General features: G+C 44.5%; 16 protein-coding genes, 6 tRNA genes, 1 rRNA gene and 4 pseudogenes. 6 read left to right on the forward strand and 21 right to left on the reverse strand.

Annotated elements, in window-relative coordinates:
* Positions 1–100: 100 nt before the first annotated feature.
* The 6 genes and pseudogenes from AC0L6V_RS13745 to AC0L6V_RS13770 form a co-directional block, all read right to left on the reverse strand.
* Positions 101–176, reverse strand: a tRNA-Ala gene (locus tag AC0L6V_RS13745).
* Positions 177–309: 133 nt separating this feature from the next.
* Positions 310–386: transfer RNA gene (locus tag AC0L6V_RS13750), tRNA-Ile, on the reverse strand.
* A 74-nt stretch (positions 387–460) separates the two neighbouring features.
* Positions 461–2,001, reverse strand: a 16S ribosomal RNA gene (locus AC0L6V_RS13755).
* 420 nt (positions 2,002–2,421) lie between these two features.
* A pseudogene (locus AC0L6V_RS13760) lies at positions 2,422–3,593 on the reverse strand (sodium ion-translocating decarboxylase subunit beta).
* Positions 3,594–3,612: 19 nt separating this feature from the next.
* A pseudogene (oadA, locus tag AC0L6V_RS13765) lies at positions 3,613–5,413 on the reverse strand (sodium-extruding oxaloacetate decarboxylase subunit alpha).
* A 33-nt stretch (positions 5,414–5,446) separates the two neighbouring features.
* Positions 5,447–5,773 carry an OadG family protein gene (locus AC0L6V_RS13770; RefSeq protein ID WP_265217782.1) on the reverse strand — a complete coding sequence of 109 codons (327 nt, stop codon included), beginning with the start codon at positions 5,771–5,773 and terminating at the stop codon, positions 5,447–5,449.
* A gap of 157 nt (positions 5,774–5,930) precedes the next feature.
* Here AC0L6V_RS13770 and AC0L6V_RS13775 point away from each other — a divergent pair, with 157 nt between their 5' ends.
* Positions 5,931–6,860: a tRNA dihydrouridine synthase gene (locus tag AC0L6V_RS13775; RefSeq protein WP_265218182.1), complete on the forward strand. Its 930-nt coding sequence runs from the start codon at positions 5,931–5,933 to the stop codon at positions 6,858–6,860.
* Positions 6,861–6,927: 67 nt separating this feature from the next.
* On the opposite strand, the gene AC0L6V_RS13780 is transcribed toward AC0L6V_RS13775, so the two are convergent.
* The 9 genes from AC0L6V_RS13780 to AC0L6V_RS13820 form a co-directional block, all read right to left on the reverse strand.
* A tRNA-Arg gene (locus AC0L6V_RS13780) sits at positions 6,928–7,004 on the reverse strand.
* A 61-nt stretch (positions 7,005–7,065) separates the two neighbouring features.
* A tRNA-Arg gene (locus tag AC0L6V_RS13785) sits at positions 7,066–7,142 on the reverse strand.
* A 62-nt stretch (positions 7,143–7,204) separates the two neighbouring features.
* Positions 7,205–7,281: transfer RNA gene (locus AC0L6V_RS13790), tRNA-Arg, on the reverse strand.
* A gap of 58 nt (positions 7,282–7,339) precedes the next feature.
* Positions 7,340–7,429 (reverse strand) — tRNA-Ser (locus AC0L6V_RS13795).
* 58 nt (positions 7,430–7,487) lie between these two features.
* The gene (gene csrA, locus AC0L6V_RS13800) at positions 7,488–7,676 is read right to left on the reverse strand and encodes a carbon storage regulator CsrA (protein ID WP_012071293.1); all 189 of its coding nucleotides are present in this window, start codon (positions 7,674–7,676) and stop codon (positions 7,488–7,490) included.
* Positions 7,677–7,820: 144 nt separating this feature from the next.
* On the reverse strand, positions 7,821–9,062 hold the full coding sequence (locus AC0L6V_RS13805; RefSeq protein ID WP_111608894.1) for an aspartate kinase: 1,242 nt from the start codon (positions 9,060–9,062) through the stop codon (positions 7,821–7,823).
* A gap of 43 nt (positions 9,063–9,105) precedes the next feature.
* Positions 9,106–11,724 carry an alanine--tRNA ligase gene (gene alaS / locus AC0L6V_RS13810; RefSeq protein WP_346433226.1) on the reverse strand — a complete coding sequence of 873 codons (2,619 nt, stop codon included), beginning with the start codon at positions 11,722–11,724 and terminating at the stop codon, positions 9,106–9,108.
* 276 nt (positions 11,725–12,000) lie between these two features.
* Positions 12,001–13,047, reverse strand: a complete 1,047-nt coding sequence (alr, locus tag AC0L6V_RS13815; protein ID WP_418138363.1) for an alanine racemase — start codon at positions 13,045–13,047, stop codon at positions 12,001–12,003.
* 30 nt (positions 13,048–13,077) lie between these two features.
* On the reverse strand, positions 13,078–14,331 hold the full coding sequence (locus tag AC0L6V_RS13820; protein WP_111608897.1) for a D-amino acid dehydrogenase: 1,254 nt from the start codon (positions 14,329–14,331) through the stop codon (positions 13,078–13,080).
* A gap of 345 nt (positions 14,332–14,676) precedes the next feature.
* On the opposite strand from AC0L6V_RS13820, the gene AC0L6V_RS13825 reads away from it, so the two are divergent.
* Entirely contained in the window at positions 14,677–14,985 is a 309-nt protein-coding gene (locus tag AC0L6V_RS13825; RefSeq protein WP_265217784.1) for a regulatory protein RecX, read from the forward strand.
* 31 nt (positions 14,986–15,016) lie between these two features.
* Here the strand turns inward: AC0L6V_RS13825 and AC0L6V_RS13830 are convergent, their stop codons facing one another.
* From AC0L6V_RS13830 to AC0L6V_RS13845, 4 genes and pseudogenes are all read right to left on the reverse strand, one after another.
* Positions 15,017–16,198, reverse strand: a complete 1,182-nt coding sequence (locus AC0L6V_RS13830) for a hypothetical protein (protein ID WP_418138364.1) — start codon at positions 16,196–16,198, stop codon at positions 15,017–15,019.
* Entirely contained in the window at positions 16,191–16,598 is a 408-nt protein-coding gene (locus AC0L6V_RS13835; protein ID WP_418138365.1) for a hypothetical protein, read from the reverse strand. Before AC0L6V_RS13835 ends, AC0L6V_RS13830 begins: the two co-directional genes overlap by 8 nt.
* Positions 16,599–16,752: 154 nt before the next feature.
* Positions 16,753–17,832, reverse strand: coding sequence for a recombinase RecA (gene recA, locus AC0L6V_RS13840; protein ID WP_265217788.1), 1,080 nt, complete (start codon positions 17,830–17,832; stop codon positions 16,753–16,755).
* Positions 17,833–17,935: 103 nt separating this feature from the next.
* A pseudogene (locus AC0L6V_RS13845) lies at positions 17,936–18,435 on the reverse strand (CinA family protein).
* 79 nt (positions 18,436–18,514) lie between these two features.
* On the opposite strand from AC0L6V_RS13845, the pseudogene mutS reads away from it, so the two are divergent.
* Both mutS and fdxA read left to right on the forward strand, forming a co-directional pair.
* Positions 18,515–21,158 (forward strand): annotated as a pseudogene (gene mutS, locus AC0L6V_RS13850) (DNA mismatch repair protein MutS).
* Between the two features lie 183 nt (positions 21,159–21,341).
* Positions 21,342–21,665: a ferredoxin FdxA gene (fdxA, locus tag AC0L6V_RS13855; RefSeq protein ID WP_111609069.1), complete on the forward strand. Its 324-nt coding sequence runs from the start codon at positions 21,342–21,344 to the stop codon at positions 21,663–21,665.
* A gap of 561 nt (positions 21,666–22,226) precedes the next feature.
* On the opposite strand, the gene AC0L6V_RS13860 is transcribed toward fdxA, so the two are convergent.
* Together AC0L6V_RS13860 and AC0L6V_RS13865 are read right to left on the reverse strand one after the other, a co-directional pair.
* Positions 22,227–23,186 carry an EAL and HDOD domain-containing protein gene (locus tag AC0L6V_RS13860; protein ID WP_265217790.1) on the reverse strand — a complete coding sequence of 320 codons (960 nt, stop codon included), beginning with the start codon at positions 23,184–23,186 and terminating at the stop codon, positions 22,227–22,229.
* Positions 23,176–23,448 carry a hypothetical protein gene (locus tag AC0L6V_RS13865; protein WP_418138366.1) on the reverse strand — a complete coding sequence of 91 codons (273 nt, stop codon included), beginning with the start codon at positions 23,446–23,448 and terminating at the stop codon, positions 23,176–23,178. The genes AC0L6V_RS13860 and AC0L6V_RS13865 overlap by 11 nt, the downstream gene beginning before the upstream one ends.
* 152 nt (positions 23,449–23,600) lie before the next feature.
* Here AC0L6V_RS13865 and ilvD point away from each other — a divergent pair, with 152 nt between their 5' ends.
* Positions 23,601–25,445 (forward strand): dihydroxy-acid dehydratase, encoded by a 1,845-nt coding sequence (gene ilvD, locus AC0L6V_RS13870; protein ID WP_265217792.1) that lies wholly within the window; start codon positions 23,601–23,603, stop codon positions 25,443–25,445.
* Between the two features lie 239 nt (positions 25,446–25,684).
* Entirely contained in the window at positions 25,685–26,527 is an 843-nt protein-coding gene (locus AC0L6V_RS13875) for a 23S rRNA (adenine(2030)-N(6))-methyltransferase RlmJ (protein ID WP_265217793.1), read from the forward strand.
* Positions 26,528–26,538: the final 11 nt, after the last annotated feature.

Consider the following 26,538-nt stretch of genomic DNA (forward strand, 5'->3'; position numbering starts at 1 on the left):
TAAGTCAGAGACTAAAAATCACCCAACACACGAATGCATAAGATGTTTAGCGTCTTGCTTAGAACTCTCTTCTAATCTTTTACACAGAATGATCAGTAAATGGTGGAGCTATGCGGGATCGAACCGCAGACCTCCTGCGTGCAAAGCAGGCGCTCTCCCAGCTGAGCTATAGCCCCATTACTTACTAGATCGTATTTGGTTAATCGAAGAACATATCTTCAATTAAATACCAGAATTTCAAGAACAAGGCTTTTAAGGCCGACGTTTACTTGCTAAACGAGAACTTAAATAACACAGTTATTGGAATTCTGGTGGGTCTGGGCCGATTTGAACGGCCGACCTCACCCTTATCAGGGGTGCGCTCTAACCAACTGAGCTACAGACCCAAATACTTTCTGTGCTTCTCATAAATTAGACATCAGATAATTTGTGTGAACGCTCACCAGAGGTTTCTATCGTTTAAGGAGGTGATCCAGCCCCAGGTTCCCCTAGGGCTACCTTGTTACGACTTCACCCCAGTCATTGACCACTCCGTGGTAAGCGTCCTCCTTACGGTTAGACTACCTACTTCTGGAGCAATCAACTCCCATGGTGTGACGGGCGGTGTGTACAAGGCCGGGAACGTATTCACCGTGACATTCTGATTCACGATTACTAGCGATTCCGACTTCATGGAGTCGAGTTGCAGACTCCAATCCGGACTACGACGTACTTTCTGGGATTCGCTTACTCTCGCAAGTTCGCAGCCCTCTGTATACGCCATTGTAGCACGTGTGTAGCCCTACTCGTAAGGGCCATGATGACTTGACGTCGTCCCCACCTTCCTCCGGTTTGTCACCGGCAGTCTCCTTAAAGTTCTCGGCATTACCCGCTAGCAAGTAAGGATAAGGGTTGCGCTCGTTACGGGACTTAACCCAACATTTCACAACACGAGCTGACGACAGCCATGCAGCACCTGTCTCAGAGTTCCCGAAGGCACAAACACATCTCTGCGTTCTTCTCTGGATGTCAAGAGTAGGTAAGGTTCTTCGCGTTGCGTCGAATTAAACCACATGCTCCACCGCTTGTGCGGCCCCCGTCAATTCATTTGAGTTTTAACCTTGCGGCCGTACTCCCCAGGCGGTCTACTTATTGCGTTAGCTGCGCCACTAAGTCATTACAACCCAACGGCTAGTAGACATCGTTTACGGCGTGGACTACCAGGGTATCTAATCCTGTTTGCTCCCCACGCTTTCGCACCTCAGTGTCAGTATTAGTCCAGGGTGTCGCCTTCGCCACTGATGTTCCTTCCTATATCTACGCATTTCACCGCTACACAGGAAATTCCACACCCCTCTACCATACTCTAGCCTGCCAGTATCGGGTGCCATTCCAAGGTTGAGTCCTGGGATTTCACATCCGACTTAACAAACCACCTACGCGCGCTTTACGCCCAGTAATTCCGATTAACGCTTGCACCCTCTGTATTACCGCGGCTGCTGGCACAGAGTTAGCCGGTGCTTCTTCTGGGGCTAACGTCAAGATAATTGGGTATTAACCAATCACCCTTCCTCACCCCTGAAAGTGCTTTACAACCCTAAGGCCTTCTTCACACACGCGGCATGGCTGGATCAGGCTTGCGCCCATTGTCCAATATTCCCCACTGCTGCCTCCCGTAGGAGTCTGGGCCGTGTCTCAGTCCCAGTGTGACTGGTCATCCTCTCAGACCAGTTAGAGATCGTCGCCTTGGTAGGCCTTTACCCTACCAACTAGCTAATCTCACGCAGGCTCATCTAATAGCGGAAGGCTCCGAAAAGTCCCCTCCTTTCCCCCTCAGGGCGTATGCGGTATTAGCATGCGTTTCCACATGTTGTCCCCCTCTACTAGGTAGATTCCTACGCGTTACTCACCCGTCCGCCGCTCGTCACCCAAGAAACAAGTTTCTCCGTGCTACCGCTCGACTTGCATGTGTTAAGCCTGCCGCCAGCGTTCAATCTGAGCCATGATCAAACTCTTCAGTTAAAAAGTTTGCTTACTCAAAATCTATTACACTAACAATAACTTAATCATTTCATCATCCCGAAGAACAACAAAACAACATAAAGCGAATTGACGTGTTAGACGTTTCGCAAGACTTCAATTTTTTTGACCATCTCGAATCAGTTAAAAACCAATCCGGACAATCTTCTGAAGCCTCCAGCGAGCGCCCACACAAATTATCTGATTATCTATTTTAAAGAGCGTCTGATACTTCGTTCAACTTACTTATCTTAGTAAGTGCAAACTCTTGTTTGCGTCGTTGTCCGTGTCAGTGGAGGCGTATAATACAGCCTAGAAGTTTTAGCGCAAGCTCTTTTTTTGTTTTTTTTATAATTTAATTAATAAACTCTCAAATAAACAAAAAGACACCGAAGTGTCTTTTTGAAAGCAGGCTATTAAACACTAACCACCAACATAACTTAGCATTACACCAGCCGCCACAGCTGAACCGATAACACCAGCGACATTTGGCCCCATCGCATGCATTAATAAGAAATTTTGCTTATTTGCTTCCAAACCTATTTTATTAGCTACTCGTGCCGCCATTGGAACAGCCGACACACCTGCGGCACCAATCAACGGGTTGATTGCCTCTTTGGAGAATTTATTCATTAACTTCGCCATCAATACACCAGACGCAGTGCCGATTGAGAAAGCAATTAGCCCTAAGCTCAAGATCCCCAAGGTTTCTAAGTTCAAAAACGCTTCCGAACTCAATTTTGAGCCCACACCAAGACCAAGAAAAATAGTCACTATGTTTATTAACGCGTTTTGTGCAGTATCACTCAATCTATCCACTACACCACATTCGCGCATCAAATTACCGAAACAGAACATACCAAGTAAAGGTGCGGCCGAAGGCAAAAACATCGCAACCAAAATTGTCACTACAATAGGAAAGACAATTTTTTCTTTCTTAGATACAGGCCTAAGTTGCTCCATCTTGATGGAACGTTCTTCTTTCGTCGTAAGGGCCGCATAATTGGTGGTTGAATGAGAGGTACTAGCGCCATATAAGAATAAGCAGCTACAGCAATTGCCCCCAACAAATCAGGCGCCAATCTACTAGCAACAAAAATAGCCGTCGGCCCATCGGCACCACCGATAATGCCGATAGCGGCCGCGTCAGCTAATGTAAAGTCCATTATCCCAAATGCCCCAAGCAACACAGCCCCAATGACGGTCGCAAAAATACCAAACTGAGCCGCCGCTCCAAGAAGCAAGGTTTTCGGATTGGCTAGCATAGGACCAAAATCCGTCATTGCTCCGACGCCCATGAAAATCAACAGCGGGAACAATCCCGTCTCTATACCGCCATGATAAATGTAATACTGAAGACCTCCAGGGGAAACCATATGACCAGCAGCGTCATAAACAGGTGCCGCCATGAAACCAGCCCCAGGAATATTAACCAAAACCGCACCAATACCGATAGGCAGAAGCAACAGCGGCTCAAAGCCTTTTTTGATTGCTAAAAACACCAACAATAAGCCGACACAAATCATCACCAACTGCCCAAACTCAAGCTGGTAAATCCCCGTGTCGTGATAAAGATTTAATAATTTATTTTCCATGTTGAATTGATTCCTTTCACTACAGAGTAAGAAGTGACTGACCGACTTTTACGGAATCACCTTCTTTCACATTAATGGAACCAACAACTCCAGATCTAGGCGCCGATATTTCTGTCTCCATTTTCATCGCTTCCAATATCATCACGGTATCACCTTCTTCAACATGCTGACCTGGAGAAACCAAAACCCGAAAGATATTACCCGCTAACGGCGATGGCACATTTTCACCAGATGACGCGGCAGACGCAGAAGACTGCTTAACCGAAGCGCCTTGCGAATGCTCTATCGGCTGGATGTTGCTCACATCCCCCCTCTGATACCTGAACAACAAAACTCTGCCCAGAAACTGAAACGGTATAAACACTGACCTCATTAGGCCCAGCACTTGCAATAGCAGGCTTACTGTCAACAACAGCATCACTCAATGTTGGTACTGGCTCAAACGCACTAGCATCTCCACGATTCTGAAGAAACTTAAGACCAATTTGCGGAAACAAAGCATAGGTCAAAACGTCATCGATTTGATCATCCGCCAAAGCAATGTTTTTTTCTTTTGAAAGAGCAACCAACTCTTCTGTTAATTTATCCATCTCAGGTGAGAGCAAATCCGCTGGCCGACAAGTAATTGCCTCTGCACCATCCAGCACACGCGCTTGCAACTCTTTATTAAACTCAGCAGGAGCCGCGCCGTATTCACCCTTCAAAATACCAGCTGTTTCCTTTGAAATAGACTTATAACGTTCTCCCGTCAACACATTTAACACAGCTTGAGTACCAACAATCTGTGATGTAGGTGTTACCAAAGGAATCAAACCTAAATCTTCGCGAACCCTAGGAATTTCTTTCAATACTTCATCAAACTTATCTGCAGCGCCCTGCTCTTTTAGCTGACTTTCCATATTGGTGAGCATGCCGCCAGGCACCTGAGCAATCAGTATACGAGAATCCGTTCCACGAAGAGAGCCTTCAAATTTCGCATACTTTTTTCTGACTTCGCGGAAATAAGCGGCAATCTCCTCCAACAGCTCCAAATCTAAACCTGTATCTCTATCTGTACCCTGCAACGCCGCCACAATAGATTCTGTTGCACTATGACCGTAAGTCATCGACATGGAGGAAATGGCGGTATCCACTCGATCAACACCAGCTTCAACTGCTTTTAAAATCGTCATATCAGACAAACCTGAAGTGGCGTGCGCATGCAACTGCACCTCTAATTGCGTTTGCGCTTTCAATAGGCTCACCAACTCGAATGCATCATACGGCGTCAGGATGCCAGACATATCTTTTATCGCAATAGAATCTGCCCCCATATCTTCCAGTCTTTTGGCATAATCCACCCAATTTTTGGTGGTATGAACTCGGCTCTTGGTATAAGAAATCGTCCCTTGCGCATGCTTATCTTGCTGCTTAACTGCCTTGATCGCCGTTTCTAAATTGCGCGGATCATTCATTGCGTCAAAAATTCGAAAAACATCCACCCCATTCAAAGCCGCACGCTCAACAAACTTACTCACCACATCATCCGCATAGTGACGATACCCCAAAAGATTCTGTCCACGCAGTAGCATTTGCTGAGGTGTTTTAGGCATCGCTTTTTTCAGCTCACGGATACGCTCCCAAGGATCCTCACCGATAAAGCGAATACATGCATCAAATGTTGCGCCTCCCCAGGATTCAAGTGACCAAAATCCAACTCGATCCAGTTTTTCAGCAATAGGAAGCATATCGTCGATACGCATACGCGTGGCAAATAAGGATTGATGAGCATCACGCAAAACGACATCAGTAATGCCTAGAGGTTGCTTAGTTGTTGTCATATTTCAGCCTCAAATAGATCAAGAAAGTTAGAATTAAGAGTTAACGTTTTTATTGTTTCTATGCTGATGCACGGCCGCCGTGATCACCGCCACCATTTGAGCATCAACAACTGATTTGTCAGAAGACTTAGGCATAGCACTTGACGAGGTAACTGGGGGCAACTCGGGAAACAGATGATTAAGTAAACGAGACATGTAACTTGTGGCATAAATTAAAATCACTAAAAACAGAAACACAAAGCCCATTCCTAGAACCATCAACCCCAAACCATCTTCCAGCAACTCACCCATAACATCGACACCTTTGTTATCGCCTTGTTTGTGCTCCTCTAATGTGATCAGATGCACAACCAACAGCACTGTTTACTTTGATGATTAGTTTTTTACCACAAACCAGAACAGTTTCATATTTTTTTTGCATAACAGTTAGACTTATTTCGTGAACATTTCCCCCAAAACGCCCTACCCCGTAAAAAAACCAACAAACAATAAAAACATTGTCCTGGCCGTCGCCCCCATGGAAGGCGTTATGGATCACACCATGAGAAACCTACTGTCAAAAATTGGTGGCATGGACTATCTAGTCTCAGAATTCATTAGAGTCACCCAGCACCCAATACCAACCACCACATTCACGCGCCTTGTCCCTGAAAATAGCAATAAAGCAACAACCGCTCACAATCACCCTGTTCACACTCAACTACTAGGCAGTAACGCAGAACTCATGGCAGAGAGCGCTCTCAATGCTATACAAGCTGGCGCAACACACATTGACGTGAATTTTGGATGCCCTTCCAAACGCGTCAACGGACATGGTGGTGGCTCATTTTTACTGCAAACCCCAGGTGCACTTTATGACATCATGAATGCGATTCGAAAAACACTACCCGACGAAATACCTGTATCCGCAAAAATTCGCCTGGGCTTCGAAGATGAAGCTCTGCTGTTTGATAATGTGGCCGCCATTGAAGCGGCTGGTGTTGGTACATTAACAATCCATGGGCGCACCAAAAAAGATGGCTATAAAGGACCAGCACGATGGGAAAAAATAGGAAAAATCCAAGACATAACAAACATGAACGTCGTTGCTAATGGAGACATAGTAGACACAGAGTCACTTTTGCACTGCCTGTCTATTACAGGTTGTCAGCATTTTATGATTGGACGAGGCTCACTTAACAACCCATTTGTTTTTCAGCAAATCAGAAACGAACTGAACGGACAAAAAAACACAATAGACACCGCCATACTAAAAACACTCTTCGCAGACTATAGCACCGAACTACAAAAGTACTATGACGATATTGTTACGCTAGGCAGACTAAAACAATGGTGTGGACATTTGAGGTTTAATTTTGATGAAATCAAAGAGAATCTGCAGATATTAAGACATTGCAGCAGCGTAAAAGAGCTAACGCAGACATTCGAAAATATTAGAAAAATATGAGAGAGTATTTTATTAAAAAATACGATAGTAATGAAAAAGAATTGGACATTATTGAGGTGTATAGGAATGGTGCACCCGAGAGGATTCGAACCTCTGACCGCTCGGTTCGTAGCCGAGTACTCTATCCAGCTGAGCTACGGGTGCGTAGCAGTAAATACTTTAAATAAATAACTTTAAAAAGATTACTTTAAATCATTTTTTATATTGGTGCACCCGAGAGGATTCGAACCTCTGACCGCTCGGTTCGTAGCCGAGTACTCTATCCAGCTGAGCTACGGGTGCATAGCAATATTTTTTCACGACAACACTTTAAAGTGGATAGCTTTAAAATGTTAAAAAAAGAATGGTGCACCCGAGAGGATTCGAACCTCTGACCGCTCGGTTCGTAGCCGAGTACTCTATCCAGCTGAGCTACGGGTGCATCACAATTTTTTATCTTTTACTTAGAGCGGATAGCCTCTAAGAAGACGAACTTGAAATGGCGGAGAGTGAGGGATTCGAACCCTCGATGAGTTTCACCCCATACTCCCTTAGCAGGGGAGCGCCTTCGGCCACTCGGCCAACTCTCCGTAACAAGTGGGGCGCATTATATACGACACATTTGTCTTGTAAAGGCTTTTTTAAAAATTAATCTTCAGAAATTTGATCGTCTTGTTCTTTTTGGATACGAAGGTATATTTCTTCGCGGTGAACAGATACATCTTTAGGCGCATTAATGCCAATACGCACTTGATTCCCTTTTACACCTAATACAGTGACAGAAACTTCATCACCAACCATTAAAGTTTCACCGACACGACGAGTAAGAATAAGCATAAGAATATCTCCCTGTAATAGCTTTTAACATTTATTAAGAAGAACTGCCCGACAAATCTTGTAGGGCAATTCCTACAAAAGTAATTGTAGCCTCTCAATAAAAATTAAACCATCCATTAATTAAGGCTTTTGTGTATCCAAATGTTACGCTTCTCTCACTTCTGGTGTCGCATCACTCAACTTAAATGCAGAATGTAACGCTCGGACAGCCAACTCCATGTATTTTTCATCAATGATGACCGACACTTTAATTTCCGAAGTAGAAATCAACTGTATATTGATAGACTCAGCCGCTAACGCTTTGAACATAGTACTGGCGACGCCAGCATGAGAGCGCATACCAACCCCTACAATAGACACCTTAGCGATTTTTGCATCAGATAAAACAGCACTGGCGCCAAGCTCTTCAGCGATTAAGTTCAGCGTCGACAAAGCTTTATCATATTCATTACGATGTACAGTAAACGTAAAATCCGTAGTGCCATCCACCGACACGTTTTGCACAATCATATCCACTTCAATGTTGGCATCACTGATAGGCCCAAGAATACGAGAGGCAATGCCTGGAATATCAGGCACCCTTTTCAAGGTTAATTTCGCTTCGTCTCTATTAAATGCAATTCCAGAAACCGCTGGCTGCTCCATACCCTTAACCCCCTCAGTTGTAATCAATGTACCTTCACCCTCAACAAAACTAGACAGCACCCTTAGCGGCACTTGATATTTACCTGCAAATTCAACAGAACGAATTTGCAATACCTTAGAGCCTAGGCTGGCCATTTCCAACATTTCCTCAAAGGTGATTTTATCTAAGCGTCGTGCGCTATCTACTACGCGAGGATCGGTAGTATAAACACCGTCCACATCGGTATAGATTTGACACTCATCCGCCTTCAAAGCGGCAGCAAGCGCAACGCCTGTGGTATCAGAGCCACCACGACCTAACGTCGTAATATTGCCAAGCTCATCCGCGCCTTGAAAACCAGCCGCAACAATAACACGACCTGCATCCAAATCAGCACGCATCGCCTCTGTGTCTATCTTTTGAATTCGAGCCTTGCCATGAGCGCTGTCAGTGGTGATACGGATCTGAGAACCGGTATAAGAACGAGCGTCAAGGCCACGCTTCATCAAGGCTATCGACAATAAAGCAATCGTCACCTGCTCCCCTGTTGATAGCAGCACATCCATTTCTCTAGCACTTGGTGACGCATCAATGCGCTTTGCAAGCTCGATCAGTCTATTGGTTTCACCACTCATAGCGGAAACAACCACAACGATGTCATCTCCTTGCTGCTTATGCTTCAACACTCGGTCCGCAACGGCCTCGATACGTTCTATTGTACCAACCGAGGTGCCACCGTATTTTTGAACTAACAACGCCATATTCTTCACTACCCAAATCAAAGCTCAAACAGAGCGAATCAAGTTATACTCTTTCAGCAACCCAATCAGACACCAATGCCAGCGCCGCAGATAAGCCATCTGGATTATTACCACCCGCTTGAGCCATATCAGGACGACCACCACCTTTACCATCAACATAAGGCGCAATCATCTTAATCAAATCACCAGCCTTCACATTTTTTGTCAGTTCTTTGGTCACACCAGCGATCAAACTTACTTTGCCATCGTTCACCGAAGCCAATAAAATGACAGCGGACTCAAGCTTACTTTTCAGCTCATCTAGTAAGTCACGCAACGCTTTTGGATCTTCCACCTCAACCTGAGCGACCAACAACTTACCGCCATTAATCTCCACCGCTTGAGAGGCTAAATCAGCACCCGCTAACGCCGCCATTTTGCCTTTCAGTACGTCCAATTCTTTTTGCAAACTGCGCGCGTGATCATTCAAAGCAACCACTTTGTCTAAGACACTATCTTTGTTGCCTTTGACAAGGCTAGCAATACCATCAAGAACCGATTCAGTCTGACGAGTTGTGTCTATTGCCACTTTACCCGTCACCGCTTCAATACGACGAACGCCCGCCGCAATACCGCTTTCTGTGATAATTTTAAAGAAACCGATATCGCCTGTACGACTGACATGAGTACCACCACACAACTCGATTGAGTAATCAGCCCCCATTGTCAAGACACGCACTTCGCTGTCATATTTCTCACCAAACAAGGCCATAGCGCCTTTCGCTTTTGCAGATTCAACATCCATAATGTCGGTTTCTACCGGACGATTTAAACGAATTTGCTCGTTTACCATGTCTTCAATTTGCTCGATTTCCGTCGCACTAACACCTTCAAAATGCGAGAAGTCAAAACGCAAACGCTCAGGGTTTACCAAAGAGCCTTTTTGTGAAACATGATCACCCAGAACACGACGTAAGGCCTCGTGCATTAAGTGAGTAGCTGAGTGATTCAGTGTGGTTGCCATGCGCAAAGTACGATCTACTTCACCAGTCACTTGATCACCCACCGCCAAACGACCTTCTTTTAGCTCACCATGGTGCAAATGCGCTTTCGCTTGCTTCGTCGTGTTAGACACCTTAAACGCGCCCGTACCACGTAACCAACCTTGATCGCCAACCTGACCACCTGATTCAGCATAAAAAGGCGTCGATTTCAAAATCACAGCAGCAGCTTGACCCGCTTCAATCGCCTCAACAGGAGCACCATCAACCAGAATCATCTCCACGACACACGCACCGTCTAGGTTCTCGTACCCGGTAAACTCAGTCACAGAGTCCAGCTTAACGCCGCTTGACATGTCCATAGAGAAGTTACTGGCTGAACGAGCACGCGCACGCTGTGCGTCCATTGCCACTGCAAATCCAGCTTCGTCTATTTCTAAATCATTTTCACGCGCCACATCGTTGGTCAAATCTGCTGGAAAACCGTAAGTGTCGTAAAGCTTAAAGACCGTCTCACCCGGAATAATTTTCTGATCGCCTAACTCAGAAATCGCCTCTTCAAGAATCTTCATGCCTTGATCAAGGGTTTTAGCGAACTGCTCCTCTTCTTTTAATAGAATAGAAGCCACTCGCTCTTTTAATTTCGTTAACTCTGGGTAAGCCTCACCCATTTCACTATCAAGCGCGTCGACCAGCTTATGGAAAAACACGCCTTTTTGGCCTAGTTTATTACCGTGACGAATCGCACGACGAATAATACGGCGCAACACATAACCACGACCCTCATTGGATGGAATCACACCGTCAACAATCATGAAGGAACAAGAACGAATGTGGTCAGCAATAACTCGAAGAGACTGCGCACTCAGATCTTGAGTACCCACCACTTGTGCCGCGGCTTTAATGAGATTTTGGAACAAATCGATTTCGTAGTTACTATGAACGCCTTGCAAAATCGCCGCGATACGCTCCAAGCCCATTCCAGTATCGACAGACGGCTTAGGCAATGGCGCCATAGTGCCATCGGCAGAACGGTTAAACTGCATGAAAACCACGTTCCAGATTTCAATGAAACGGTCGCCATCTTCTTCAGGAGAACCTGGAGGCCCACCCCAAATATGCTCACCGTGATCATAAAACACTTCCGAACAAGGACCACAAGGACCGGTATCGCCCATTGCCCAGAAATTATCAGACTGATAACGACCGCCTTTGTTATCACCAATACGAATAATTTTCTCTACTGGCAATCCAATATCTTTGTTCCAAATATCAAAAGCTTCGTCGTCTTCTGCATAAACCGTTACCAACAGCTTTTCTGTTGGTAGCTTTAAAACGACCGTTAGAAACTCCCAAGCGTAATGAATCGCGTCTTTTTTGAAATAATCGCCAAAGCTGAAGTTACCCAACATTTCAAAAAATGTATGGTGACGTGCGGTATAACCGACGTTTTCCAAGTCATTGTGTTTACCACCTGCCCGAACACAACGCTGAGACGTCGTTGCTCGTGAGTATGGGCGAATATCTTCCCCCAAAAACACATCTTTAAACTGGACCATGCCAGCATTGGTAAACAGCAAGGTCGGATCATTTCCAGGAACCAATGAGCTGGATTCCACAATCTGATGCTGCTTACTTTCAAAGTACGATAAAAATGACTGACGTAGTTCAGAACTCTTCATAATGGGATGAGTCTCTATCTCTATTTTCTGGACGAATTGGATTGCGTGAATGGCAGATTACTACATGCCTACTCGATGCAACGAAAAGCACAAAATAGTACACGCAAAGGATAGGTGTTTTCAAAAGAAACCGTCGTAATTTGACGCTTATTTTGTGTATAAGTTAAGCAAAAGTAGGTTTTACGGAAGTAAACCTACTTTTGCTTAATGTTTCTTGAAAGGTATTACTGAGCGTTTTCACCACGCGTATAACGATAATGAGGTCGAGCCGTCATTCTAGTCACGAGTCTCATACCCGATTGTACCAGCATAATCCGCAACCTCTTCAACAGGCACATCCCCTCCCCACAATACCACTTCCTGCCCCATAGCGAGTTCAGAAGCAACATTTTGCATGCGCACCGTGATCATATCCATGGAGACTCGACCAGCAAGACAGGCCGCTTCGCCATTAATTTGCAACGGCGTACCATTTACAGCATGGCGAGGATAGCCATCACCATAACCCACGGCGACCGTAGCCAAAATATGATCTTCTGCAGCCACATAGCCAAGACCATAGCCCACTCTATCACCCTGTTTAAGCTTACGCGTCGAAATCACCTTTGATGATAACGTCATGGCAGGACGCAAACCAATCGATCGCCCACTGACCTCGGCAAAAGGTGAAATCCCATATAGCATGATACCAGGGCGAATCCAGCCGCCTTCAGGAACGCTCCACTTCATAATCGCAGCCGAATTCGCTACGCTGGCTTCAATATCACCTATCGATTGACGAGCTTGTTCAAAATACGCCAGCTGCTGCATCGTCGTTAAATCCGACAAATCATCGGCACAAGCAAAATGTGTCATTAACACCACTTCACCCACTTGGCCACAGCCTTTTAGTGCCGCCACAAATGCCGGAGCCGTTTCTTTGTCCACGCCAAGACGATGCATTCCCGAATCTAACTTTAGAAAGATCTTTTCTATTTTGGCACGACTGGCTTGCAACTCGTCAAGTTGCTGGGCATTTTCTAAAGCGGACCAAAAGCCATACTGTTCACACAATGCCCACTCGTCACCCTCAAAAACGCCTTCTAATAATAGTATTGGAGAGACAACGCCCGCTTCACGCAAAGCAATCGCTTCCTCAATGGCCGCTACCGCAAAGGCATCGACCTCTTTATCCAAATAACGCGAGACCTCAACCGCACCATGCCCATAAGCATTGCTCTTAACCACCGCAAACGCCTTGCAAGTTGGCTGTAACTTTTTTGCATAACGGTAATTTTGCAGAATCGCCTCTAAATCTACCGTTGCCGTGAGTGGCCTTGCCATTTTTGCCCCTTAAACTTCTATAGCGTTTTATTACTGATAACGTTGTACGGAAAGATCCTGTGAATCGATCTCAGTCTTATCACCAGACATAATATCTGCAATCACAGCGGCAGAGCCGCAACTCATCGTCCAGCCCAATGTCCCGTGACCTGTATTTAAGTACAATCCCTGCACACCTGTGCGCCCAACAACCGGTGTACCATCTGGCGTCATAGGACGAAGTCCAGTCCAGTAATCCGCTTGCGATAATTCACAGCCTTGATTAAATAAATCGTGTACTACATGGGTAATGGTTTCAGTACGAACTTTAGGCAAATCAAGATTGTAGCCATTTAACTCCGCGGTTCCGGCTGCACGAATGCGCCCACCCAATCGAGTCACCGCCACTTTGTAAGTTTCATCCATCACAGTAGACATTGGCGCATACTGTGAATCAGTGATTGGCACCGTTAACGAGTACCCTTTCACAGGATAAACAGGAATGGAAATGTCGATCGCTTTAAGCAATTCTTTCGAATAACTTCCCATAGAGACCAAGACATTATCAAACTCAAAATCGCCCTGATCGGTCTTAACAGCGCGTATTTTACCACCTTCCACATGCAAACGATCGATAGCAACACCAAATTTAAATGTCACCCCTAATTCATCACAGTGCTTTTTCAGCTCTTGACAAAAAACAAAACAATCGCCCGTCTCATCCCCAACTAGGCGAAGTCCGCCTTTAAACTTATGGATAACGGGGGCAAGACCCGGCTCAACCTCTAGAATCTGCGCTGGGGTTAATACCTGATGAGGCACATTCAAAGCTTTTAATACCTTGATGTCTTTTTCAGACGCCTCAACTTGCTCATCCTTGCGGAATAACTGAGTCAACCCACCCTGTCCATCATCGTATTTAATGCCAATATCTTTGCGCATAGCAATAAACTGGTCACGGCTATACTCCGCCAAAGCCACCATGCGTGACTTATTCACGTCGTAAGCTTTTTCCGTACAGTTCGCCAACATCTTACCCATCCATGCCATTTTTTTAAGCTCAGGATCCGCGCTGATCTTTAATGGTGCGTGTTTTTGCATGAGCCACTTGATCGCTTTTAAAGGAATGCCTGGTGCAGCCCATGGAGCAGAATAACCTGGAGAAATTTGCCCTGCATTAGCAAAACTCGTCTCTAAAGCCACCCCTTCCTGACGATCAATCACCGTCACCTCAAAGCCTTTTTTCGCCAAATAATAGGCTGACGTTAAGCCAACAACACCCGCACCCAACACGCAAACACGCATAAAAAAACCTCAAATAAAGACAAAGTCATATTGCCCATATTTACATAATATATGCAGTTTTATCATCTTATCTACTGATATTATTAAGTATAAAAAACTATAAAAAATGGATTTTTTAGTTTTTTAGAAATGAAATGTAAAAAGCAAATTCAACTGATAAAATAGCGCATCAATTAAGATACCCAGAGAGTTCAAATATGAAAGAACAACAGACATCTGTATTCGATCAAGCTTTATCACTACTCAGTCATAGAGAACACAGTAAAAAAGAGCCTCTTTACAAAATTAAAAGCAAAAGGGCACACAGAAGAAGAAATCAATGCCGTCATTGAACGCCTTGAGAGCATGAACTATCTCAATGATGAGCGCTTTGCTGAAATCTTTGTTAGAAGCCGATTAAGTAAACCACTGGGCGCAAGCAGAATAACACAAGAACTGATCCAGAAAGGCATTAGTAGTGAGTTAGCAAAAGCAGCTATTGCGGATGCTAATGCAGACTGGTTTGAGTTAGCGAAACAACTCAAAGAAAGTAAGTTTGGAAAAGAAGCCAGTAAGAACTTCAAAGAAAAAGCCAAGCAATCGCGCTACCTTCAATATCGAGGGTTTGATTTCGAACAGATTAAATACGCAGTCTCAGACTCTGACGAACTCTAAACGCGCAAATCTTTTATGTTGAAAAAGGAGCTTATGAATCGTCTCCTTTTGCCATCAACGCAGCAACATAACGCGTCTCCATGTCGACATAATTCTGTTGAGTCAGCGCTATTTTATCGTCCAATTCTTCAATTTTTTTCTGTAATTTGATCACTTCGGCGGCTTGAACTTGGCCATCATACAAAGCCGCTTCCAAACGTTTACGCTCTTCTTCTAATTCATTATTCACTTCTTTGAGGTTCTCAAATTCTTCCAAATCTCGACTAGCCAACACATCAACATCATTATAGTCTGTATCTTCAATCGATTCGGGATGAAGCAGCTTATGCTCTAGACTTTCACGTAATGCTCTAGCCTTGTCCAAATCACGCTCAAGCATCTCTACGTATAGCTCTGACTCATTCACCATCTGGCGCAAAGAATTTAATTTCGAAGCCTGCTCACTCGCAAAAGAATCCGACTCTTCGGTAAATGCGTCTTGGTAAAGCAGATCCTCCATATTTTTCATGGTACTTCTTTCTTCATCAAACACATCATAGATATCAATATTCTGCTTAATATTAGTGCCTCTTGTTTTCAACAAAGCATTTTTTTGCTTCAGAGCTTCATCTCGCTTAATAACATCAATATTTAAGTTGTATTTAATGGTCTGCAAACTTTCCAGCTTCTTCTCTAAGCGCTTAACGACTCGACCACTTTCTAATAATGCTTTTTCCAGTCTAACGATATAAATGTCATAGACACCAACATGCTTACCGTCTCCGCCCTGACCCGCCCTTACTTTACGAACTTGTTCCTTCAACTCCGCCATAATCGCTTTTTGGTGCGCAGCTAGCTGTTTTAGGTCTGACACTTTGTCATTCAACTCTGAGCGAACTGAATCTAAAAAAACCGACTGATCCGTCCCCTCTAAAAATGTCTCTAAAGCTTGCACATACAACGCACTATCACCTTCCTGCTTCACCTCAGCCAAATGTAGCTTGAGGCGTTCAACAAACTCACACATGCTCGCCATTTGAGGCCTCAGCAAAGCCAGTGATTCATCTAGCTCTGCTTCCTTTGCTAGCTGACTCTGAAGTTCACTAAGCTGAATATTTAACTCTGAGGTAATAGTGACCTGCGCAAAAACCTTTTCTCCTGCTTTTTGAATCACTTTATTTAATTCTCGCAGTAAGGATTGATTCACTTTTAGCGACTTTAATAACTCATCCACTTCTTGAGGCTCGATCGACCTTGTCTAGAATCCCTTTAAAGGCTTCTAATAATTCTGCGACCTGAGAATGAGGAATAGCATGCTCAATAATATTAATCTCTATATCCAAGAAAATAGCCCAACATGACAAAGCGGCTCTCCCTTGAAAATCAGACTTAGGCAGCTCCTCAATAAGCTGAGCGCAGATGTATTGCTGCTGCCTTAATAGCGCCAACCATTGTTGCTTTTCGTCGTCGGATGGACTTTGTGGACCTACGTCCTGCTCACTTAGATCCTCCTTTGGAACAAAGCCTAACTTTACCGCTTTCTTTTTCAATGATACGTAACGAAAACCTGTGAAAAGAAAGACGCCCAAAAAAAGCACGCTCAATACAATAAGCGACCATTGCCACATCGACATGATGACTGTCCTGTTAATACCCAATATAAATAGGTCATCATAGAAGAATATTTTTCAACAAACCAACAAACTTTTCACTAAAACATTTTCAGTAAAAAAACAAAAAAGCAGACACTAGGTCTGCTTTAAAGAATTCGCTGTTTAAAAGTCTATTTTAGAAATCGAGTTGCTCGACATCTTCGTCTTTTTCAACTTCAGTGTCTTTAGCCTCTTTAGGCTTGCCATCAGCCTGAGCTGTTTTAGGCAATAAATCCTCACGAATTTTAGCTTCAATTTCTTTTGCTATTTCAGGATTATCGGCTAAAAATTGGGCAGCATTGGCTTTGCCCTGACCAATTTTATTACCATTGTAAGCATACCAAGCACCGGCTTTATCAACAAAGCCTTGCTTAACACCCAAATCAATCACTTCACCCATGCGATAGATGCCTGCACCATACATGATTTGAAATTCAGCTTGTTTAAATGGAGGGGCAATCTTGTTCTTAACCACTTTAACACGGGTTTCGTTACCAATCACTTCGTCGCCCTGCTTCACAGAACCAATACGACGAATATCCAAGCGCACAGAAGAGTAAAATTTAAGTGCGTTACCACCTGTCGTTGTTTCTGGGGAACCAAACATCACACCAATTTTCATACGAATTTGGTTAATGAAAATCACAAGACAATTGGCGTTTTTGATAGAGCCTGTCAACTTACGCATTGCTTGAGAAAGTAAACGCGCCTGAACACCAACAGAAGAACTACCCATTTCGCCTTCGATCTCAGACTTAGGGACCAATGCCGCAACAGAATCGACTATCACGACATCAACACTGTTAGAGCGAACCAACATATCAACGATTTCAAGCGCTTGCTCACCCGTATCTGGCTGAGAGATCAAAAGATCCGCGATATTTACCCCTAACTTTTCAGCATAGGATGGATCAAGTGCATGCTCCGCATCAATAAAAGCACAGGTTTTGCCTTGTCTTTGTGCTTCCGCAATAACACTCAATGTCAACGTTGTTTTACCAGATGATTCTGGACCATAAATTTCACAAATACGACCATACGGAAGACCACCCGCACCTAGCGCAATATCCAGACCTAACGATCCGGTAGAAACCGTATCAATATCAAGCTTGGCACCTTCGCCCATCTTCATGATGGCGCCTTTACCAAATTGACGCTCGATTTGAGACAGCGCTGCATCCAGCGCCTTTTTCTTGTTGTCTGCAATAGATGACATAATGAAATCCTTGTGGCTACTTTTCGTTGTGACTAATTGTCGTTGCGGGTAACTCTAGCGTTTTTTTGGGTAATCTCAAGAAATACTGTATATAAAAACAGTATTATTTTTTATTGCTGCTTAGCCTTTCTTTTACGCCATTCAATGCCGCTAAAACAGTGGCTTCTCTCACCGCTTGACGATCCCCTGAGAATTGAAAACGCTCAACACTGGCGTCTTGCCCAACAATTTGCCAACCGATATAAACACAACCTACAGGCTTTTCTGGTGAGCCACCAGCGGTCCCAGCTACACCACTCACGGCAACAGCAATATCCCCCCTAACGCTAACGCACCAGCACACATCTCTTTGACAGTCTGCTCAGACACCGCACCAAAAGCGGATAAGGTTTCTTTTTTAACCGATAAACCACGTATCTTAGCGTCATTGGCATAGCTAATCACACCACCAAAAAACCATGACGAGCTGCCCGCTATTTCCGTACATACCGCACCAATCAAGCCACCAGTGCAAGACTCTGCCGTCACCAGAAAATCGCCTTTCGCTTGCAATAACACACCGACTTCTTGTGCAGCATGAGTCATTTTTTGCATCTGATTCATTCGTATTATCCCTTAAATCCTAAGAAAATATCCCGTAGAATACCCCTCTATTTTTTGGATCACAATCGAGCTAGCCTAAATGAGCAATACACCAGCAGACAATCACACGCCGATGATGCGCCAATATTTTGGCCTAAAATCACAGCACCCAAACCAGCTGCTATTTTACCGCATGGGAGACTTCTATGAACTCTTCTACGATGACGCGAAACGTGCTTCTCAACTGCTCGATATTACACTAACGGCTCGCGGACACTCTGGAGGCATGCCTATTCCGATGGCTGGTATTCCGTTTCACGCTGCGGAAAACTACATTGCGCGTTTAGTTCGCATGGGCGAATCTGTGGTGGTTGCCGAACAAACGGGAGACCCAGCCACCAGCAAAGGGCCGGTTGAACGCCAAATTGCTCGTATCGTTACCCCAGGCACCATCAGTGACGAAGCTTTTCTTGAAGAAAAGCGCGAGAACCTTTTGTTGTCTCTTGCTCATCAATCCCGTAAAGGTCTCGATATTTTTGGCTTCTCTTATTTGGACATGGCCAGTGGCCGTTTTTGCCTATTCGAGGTCGATGGTCACGAAGCCCTTTCTAGTGAACTACAGCGTTTATCACCAAGAGAAATTTTGATCTCTGAAGATTTCCCTGCGCGGTCAACATTAAAGCTAGAAAAAGGCATTGCTGAGCTTGGCCCTTGGCATTTCGATTATGAATCCAGCTATCGTCAACTCATTCAGCAATTTAACACCAAAGATTTGTCTGGTTTTGGCTGTGAATCCCTGACAGCTGCGATAGCTTCGGCGGGGGCTTTGCTGCAATATGCCAAAGACACCCAACGCTCAGCATTGCCGCACATTCAATCGATTATGGTTGAACATAAAGATGATTCAGTTCTGATTGATGGCGCGACTCGACGTAACTTAGAAATCGACATTAACTTAACGGGTGGTACTAGCAATACATTGATCAGTGTTCTGGATGACTGCGCTACACCAATGGGCAGTCGCTTGTTAAAACGCTGGCTACATACGCCAATTCGAGATCTAAATGAAATTCAGGCTCGCCAGCAAGTCGTGGCTGAATTGCAAAACACCCATATCTATACCACCTTTGATCAGCCACTCAAAAAAGTCGGGGATTTAGAACGCATATTATCACGAGTGGCGCTACGCTCTGCTCGTCCTAGAGACTTATTACGTCTACGATTTGCCCTTGAAGCCGCACCAGAACTCAACAGCTTGTTGGCCAATGCGGCATCTCAGCGACTGCAGGAGCTTAATCAACGCATTCTGGCGCAACCCGATATTACTGAGACATTGGCTAAAGCCTTGGTCGAAAACCCACCATCGGTGGTTCGTGATGGCGGCATTTTTGCCAAAGGCTACGATGCCGAATTAGATGAGCTTTTAGCCTTGTCGACCAACGCTACTGACTTTCTTGCTGAAATGGAGCGCAGTGAAAAAGCTCGAACTGGTATTAGTTCACTGAAAGTCGGCTTTAATCGGGTACATGGTTATTACATTGAGATTAGTCGCCTTCATTCTGACCAAGCACCAGTAGAATACGTCCGTCGTCAAACGTTAAAAAATGCTGAGCGCTTTATCACACCAGAGCTAAAAGCCTTTGAAGACAAAGCACTCAGCGCAAAGTCCAAATCGCTTGCTCGAGAGAAAGAACTTTATGAATCTCTGCTCGACCAATTGAATGAAGTATTGAGTGAATTACAAACCACAAGCCAAGCTTTGGCACAACTTGATGTGCTAAACAACTTTGCAAAACGCGCCGATGTGCTTAACTTTCGTTGCCCAGAGCTACACAATCGTGGCGGCATTCATATTGTCGCAGGTCGCCATCCCGTTGTGGAATCGGTTATTTCAGATCCCTTTGTGCCAAACGATCTTGAGCTGAATAAGACACGATCTTTGCTGATGATTACCGGCCCTAATATGGGCGGTAAATCGACCTACATGCGTCAAATCGCATTAATCACACTATTAGCTCACACAGGCTGTTTTGTCCCTGCAGAATCGGCTTCCATTTCAGTAGTCGATCGAATCTTTACTCGAATGGGGCTCATCGGATGACCTTGCCGGCGGTCGCTCAACCTTTATGGTGGAAATGACGGAAACCGCCAATATTTTAAACAATGCGACTAAAAACAGCTTGGTCTTAATGGATGAAGTCGGACGTGGTACCAGCACCTTTGATGGCCTTTCCCTAGCTTGGGCAGCGGTTGATTATTTAGCGAATAAGTTAAAATGCTACGTCTTGTTCGCTACCCATTATTTCGAGTCTCACCACGCTAGCGGATCAACTAGAAAACGCTGCCAACGTTCACCTGACTGCAACGGAGTACGACGATGAAATCGTCTTCTTACACAAGGTTCATGAGGTCCCAGCCAGCCAGTCATACGGCTTACAAGTGGCGCAATTGGCGGGGGTTCCTCGTGATGTAATTGGGCACGCCAAGCAAAAATTGACAGAGCTAGAAGTCGTTACCGGCATTGATCACGACCGTAGCCATCAGACAATGCCGGCCTCTTCACCTCCAACAAAGAGCAAGAAAAAATTCAAGAAGAAAAAGGAGGATATCAACCTCAACAGGTGGATATGTTTGCTCAGGCAGAACAAAACGCCTTGAAAAACGCCATTGAAGCGCTAGATTTAGATAACATGACGCCTTTAGACGCAATAAACGCTTTGTACAAGCTGAAATCTCAACTGTAGTCATTACGGCCATTGAAAACGCTAGCGCTTTGCATGCATCAGGCTTTATGTTGCCATGCAAAGCTCTAGATATAAGCTAATAGCAGATAAATGTAGAGTATTTACGATTGTTGCTTGCCGCCAAATGGCCTATACCTCTAAAATAGTGCGCAATCATTTTTATAGCTTGTAAGGAGAAGTCGAATGGCTTTCATCGTTACCGATAACTGCATTCGCTGCAAATATACTGACTGCGTTGAAGTTTGTCCTGTGGACTGCTTCTACGAAGGCCCTAACTTTTTAGCCATCAATCCTGACGAGTGTATCGACTGCGCATTGTGCGAACCTGAATGCCCAGCCAATGCCATCTTCTCAGAAGACGAATTGCCTGAAGATCAGGAAGTATTTGTTGAACTAAACAGAGATCTATCTTTAATTTGGCCAAATATCACTGAGAAAAAAGACGCCCTTGCCGATGCGGCACAATGGGATGGTGTGGAAGATAAATTAGAGCATCTAGAGCGCTAACTTAACACCATACCAAGATAGGACAAGCCAAAATGTAAAAAAGCGACCTTACGTCGCTTTTTTTATATTTGTCGTATCGAAAATAATCGACAAATAACAAATTTTAGGCAAAAAAAGGGCGCCTATTGGCGACCCTGCTTTTTGCTCACATCCTGTTAAGCATTACTCTTCCGATGAGTAAAACATCCTGTTCGCTTCATCATAAAGCCTCCAAGCTATCCTGATGCATGGTGCTGTCCATCAAACCATATTATTCCTATGAACACTCCCTTGCTCTTGAACATCCTGGTTCAATCCTCTACACCATCAATGGCGTATCAATAAGCACTTCATGCGCTTTTCATCCGTGAATTCCACTTGGATGAACAACAATTTATCAGTTTAAAAAGTTTTATCAACTTCAAAAAAAACGTCTAACATTGAATTTAATCTCTATATATCAATAAGATAAAAAATAACTACAAAGAAAAATCATATTTAGCCACACAATAAACGGGAAAAGCCTACAGGCATGTAAGAAAAGGACTACAAACCACACAAGCTAATTGAAATTCTTCCTCATCATACCGCGACAAGAAACTCATCAGTCCACTTAATTGCATCCAAATAGGTCTTCTTCAAATCGTCTAAGTCTTGAGGGTTTTTAATGGTATGACCATTACCATAATGCTCAACCAGATCAAGCGCGTTACCTACTCTCCCTGATCGGTGGACAATGGCATTAATAAATTCGCTAGGCAAAGGCAGCTCACCTAATACTTCGTCTAATTGCATACCAGTGCAAACATCAATCATAGACAGCATTCCCGCCAAGAAGTATTTATCCTGATTGTTATAACCTCGACTCTGAGCGAACAATTCAGCGTGCTTAGCACGAATCATAATTTGCTCCAATAAGACATGTCTATCCCCCACCATCTCTGACATTAATAATAAATTTGTCAGCGATTTCAGCTTTTCCACACCAATCAACATAATCGCCAAACGCACAGAGTCAACAGACGCAACCAATCCGGTTACAGGAGAATTTAAATAGCGCAACAGCTTATGTACCAGCCCTGCGTCCTGACTGACGATTCTTTCTAACTCATCCACACTCAAGGTAGATGCGTTTAACAGCGATGACATCAGTTGTAACAGAGTCATGCTGTTCACTTTGGACGTTTTACTAACAATCAGCTCAGGTTTTTCAAAAAAATACCCTTGAAAATACTCAATACCTAACAAACGGCAAAATTGATAGTCTTCCCATGTCTCGACCTTCTCAGCAATAATATTGACATCAAATCCTCTCAACGCTTCAATTTGCTTATGAAAGTCATCCTTCCCTAATGCCTGTACATCGAGCTTAATATAGTCCGCAAGCTCAAGAAAGGGGGTAAATTTGCTATGAAAATGAAAGTCGTCTAATGCGATAGAACAGCCAGCTTGCACCCAACGACGTAAAGAAGACAAGAGCACCGCGTCGAAGCCAGCGTTCTCTTGCACCTCAATGACAATGTTTTCTTTATTAATAGGCATGCCACTGGGGACTCAACAAGTAGGCTCGAGGAAAATTAATAAACGCCTTACTGGTACCAACAAGATTTTCCATACCCAGCTCAAAAAGGCTGGTAGCCATCACCTGAGCCGTTGCTCCAACATCATCAATCACATCGGCCTGTGCCGCGACAGCATTTTTGCGATACAGCAACTCATAGCCCATCACAGCAAGTCGACTGTCTACGATTGGCTGCCTTGCCAATGCAACATTAGAGTGGGCTGATAGTAGATTTTCGGCCATAGCATTTCCGTTTCAATAAAAGTATTAGTACTGATTGATACAGTGTCTCAATATTGCCTAAAAATTGCCATTGGGCATAAGCAATAATCTTGGTAACATGGTCTCATTAAATCTGGGCAATTATATAAAGCAAAAAATCTGTGGGGAAAATAATGCCAATATACCGTTCCAAAACGACCACCTCAGGCCGCAATATGGCTGGAGCTCGCGCCCTATGGCGTGCCACCGGAATGAAAGACGATGACTTTCAAAAACCCATCATAGCGGTAGCCAACTCATTCACGCAATTTGTACCAGGTCACGTACACCTTAAAGATCTTGGACAACTTGTTTGCCGTGAAATTGAAGAAGCCGGCGGTGTGGCAAAAGAATTTAACACCATCGCTGTCGACGATGGTATCGCAATGGGCCATGATGGCATGCTTTATAGCCTTCCTTCACGCGATCTTATTGCTGACTCTGTTGAGTACATGGTTAATGCTCATTGTGCTGACGCGCTAGTTTGCATTTCAAATTGCGACAAAATCACACCAGGGATGCTGATGGCAGCAATGCGTCTCAATATTCCAGTGATTTTCGTCTCTGGTGGCCCAATGGAAGCTGGGAAGACCAAACTATCAGAACATAAATTGGATCTAGTGGATGCTATGGTTATTGCGGCTGATCCTACCGCATCTGACGAGAAAGTAGCCGAATACGAACGCTCAGCGTGTCCAACCTGTGGTTCTTGCTCTGGTATGTTTACCGCGAACTCAATGAACTGCCTAACCGAAGCGCTTGGTCTAAGTTTACCGGGCAACGGCACAACCTTGGCAACACATTCTGACCGTCATAGATTATTCCTCGAGGCTGGACGTCGTATTGTCGACATCACCAAACGTTTCTATGAAAACGATGAAACCAACTGGGCACCGCGTTCTATCGCAAACTTTGAAGCCTTCGAAAACGCCATGACCTTAGACATCGCTATGGGCGGATCGACCAATACGATTCTTCACCTGTTGGCCATTGCCCATGAAGCAGGCGTAGATTTCACGATGAAAGATATCGACCGCCTGTCTCGTCGTGTACCGCAATTATGCAAAGTGGCACCAAACTCACCTAAGTATCACATTGAGGACGTCCATCGCGCTGGTGGTATTTTTGGTTTATTGGGCGAACTGGATCGTGCGGGTCTACTACACAATCAATGTCATACAGTGCATTCTAAGACAATGAAAGAAGCACTTGAGACTTGGGACATCATGCGCTCACCAACGCCTGAAGTGATCGAATTCTACAAAGCAGGCCCTGCTGGAATTCCAACACAAACGGCATTTAGCCAATCAACGCGCTGGCCTTCTCTCGATGGCGATCGTAAAGACGGCTGCTTCCGCTCTATCGAAAACGCTTTCTCTCTTGAAGGCGGCTTAGCGGTGCTTTACGGCAATATCGCGGTTGACGGTTGTGTAGTTAAAAGCGCTGGTGTAGACGAATCCTGCCTAGTATTTGAAGGCCCTGCCCACATTACAGAATCTCAAGATGAAGCCGTTAAAAACATTCTTGATGATAAAGTAAAAGCGGGTGAAGTGGTTATCGTGCGCTATGAAGGACCAAAAGGCGGACCAGGCATGCAAGAAATGCTCTACCCAACGTCTTACATAAAATCAAAAGGTCTAGGTAAAGCCTGTGCCTTGCTAACCGATGGTCGTTTTTCTGGAGGCACATCTGGCTTGTCTATCGGCCACGTTTCACCAGAAGCGGCCGCGGGTGGTGCGATTGGTTTGGTGCAGCACGGCGATATCATTCGTATCGACATTCCGAATCGTACGATCAACGTTTTGCTCAGCGATGAAGAGCTACAAGCCCGTCGTGATGCCATGAACGCCAAAGGATCTGATGGCTGGAAACCTGTTGAAGAACGCCCACGTAAAGTCTCTCCAGCATTAAAAGTGTACGCACACTTTGCCACCAGCGCAGACAAAGGGGCCGTACGTGATATTAGTCAAATCGACTAATATCTAAACAGCAACATGCCAAAGGCCGCTTTGCCAAATCTAGGCGTTGCGGCCTTTTTCATAAACAACTTGAGACCTTTGCACGAAGTCACGAGCGAAGCCAAGACGAGGCAAAAATAGGCGAAAAAGCGGAGTTTATGGGTTATAAATGAGCATTTTGAGTCTATTTTTAACAAAGTATTGGCAAGCGCAGTAGTCGTGCAAAAGTCTTAATTTAATAATTCATCACAGGAAAAACAATGCTCAGCTACCGCCATATTTATCATGCAGGCAACCACGCTGATATTTTAAAACATTTGACAGTCAGTCAAATATGTCGCCATTTTATAAAAAAAGACGCGCCCTTTTTCTATTTGGATACACACGCTGGCATTGGTCAATACTCACTAAAATCTGAACAAGCACAAAAGAACAAAGAATTCCACTCAGGTATCGCACGACTATTAACAGAAAATAATCTTCCAGAACCACTGGAAAGACTCTTAGACATTGTTAAAGACATGAACCCAACAGATACGTTGGAGTTTTACCCTGGTAGCCCTAAAATTGTCGATTATTATGTTCGCACAAAAGACAAACTGCACTTATGTGAGCTGCATCCAAACGACTACCCAATTTTGGCTGCTCTTTTTCCTAATAAACGCAAAGCCAACGTAGTTAAAGACAATGGCTTCGCCGCCGTTAAAGCCATGCTACCACCTCCGCAAAAGCGCGGCTTTGTGCTAATGGACCCGCCCTATGAAGTAAAAAAAGATTATCAATATGTGGTTCAAGCATTAGAAGACGGTTACAAGCGTTTTCCTCAGGGAACGTATGCGATTTGGTATCCTGTATTAAACCGTAAGCAAGCGGACGATCTTTTAAAATCGGTAAAATCGACCAATATTCGCAATGTTCTTTTACTGGAACTTTGCATTAGAAACACAGAACAAGAGCGCGGCATGGCTGGAAGCGGTATGATAATCGTTAATCCACCATGGACACTAGAAAAAGATGCCAGAGAATTCTTACCTGTTTTAAGCAAATTATTAGCAGAAGATAATGAGGCGGGCTACCAAGTTACTTGGATCACCCCAGAATGATCACCTTTAGA

It is taken from the genome of Marinomonas sp. G8-14 (assembly GCF_055808935.1).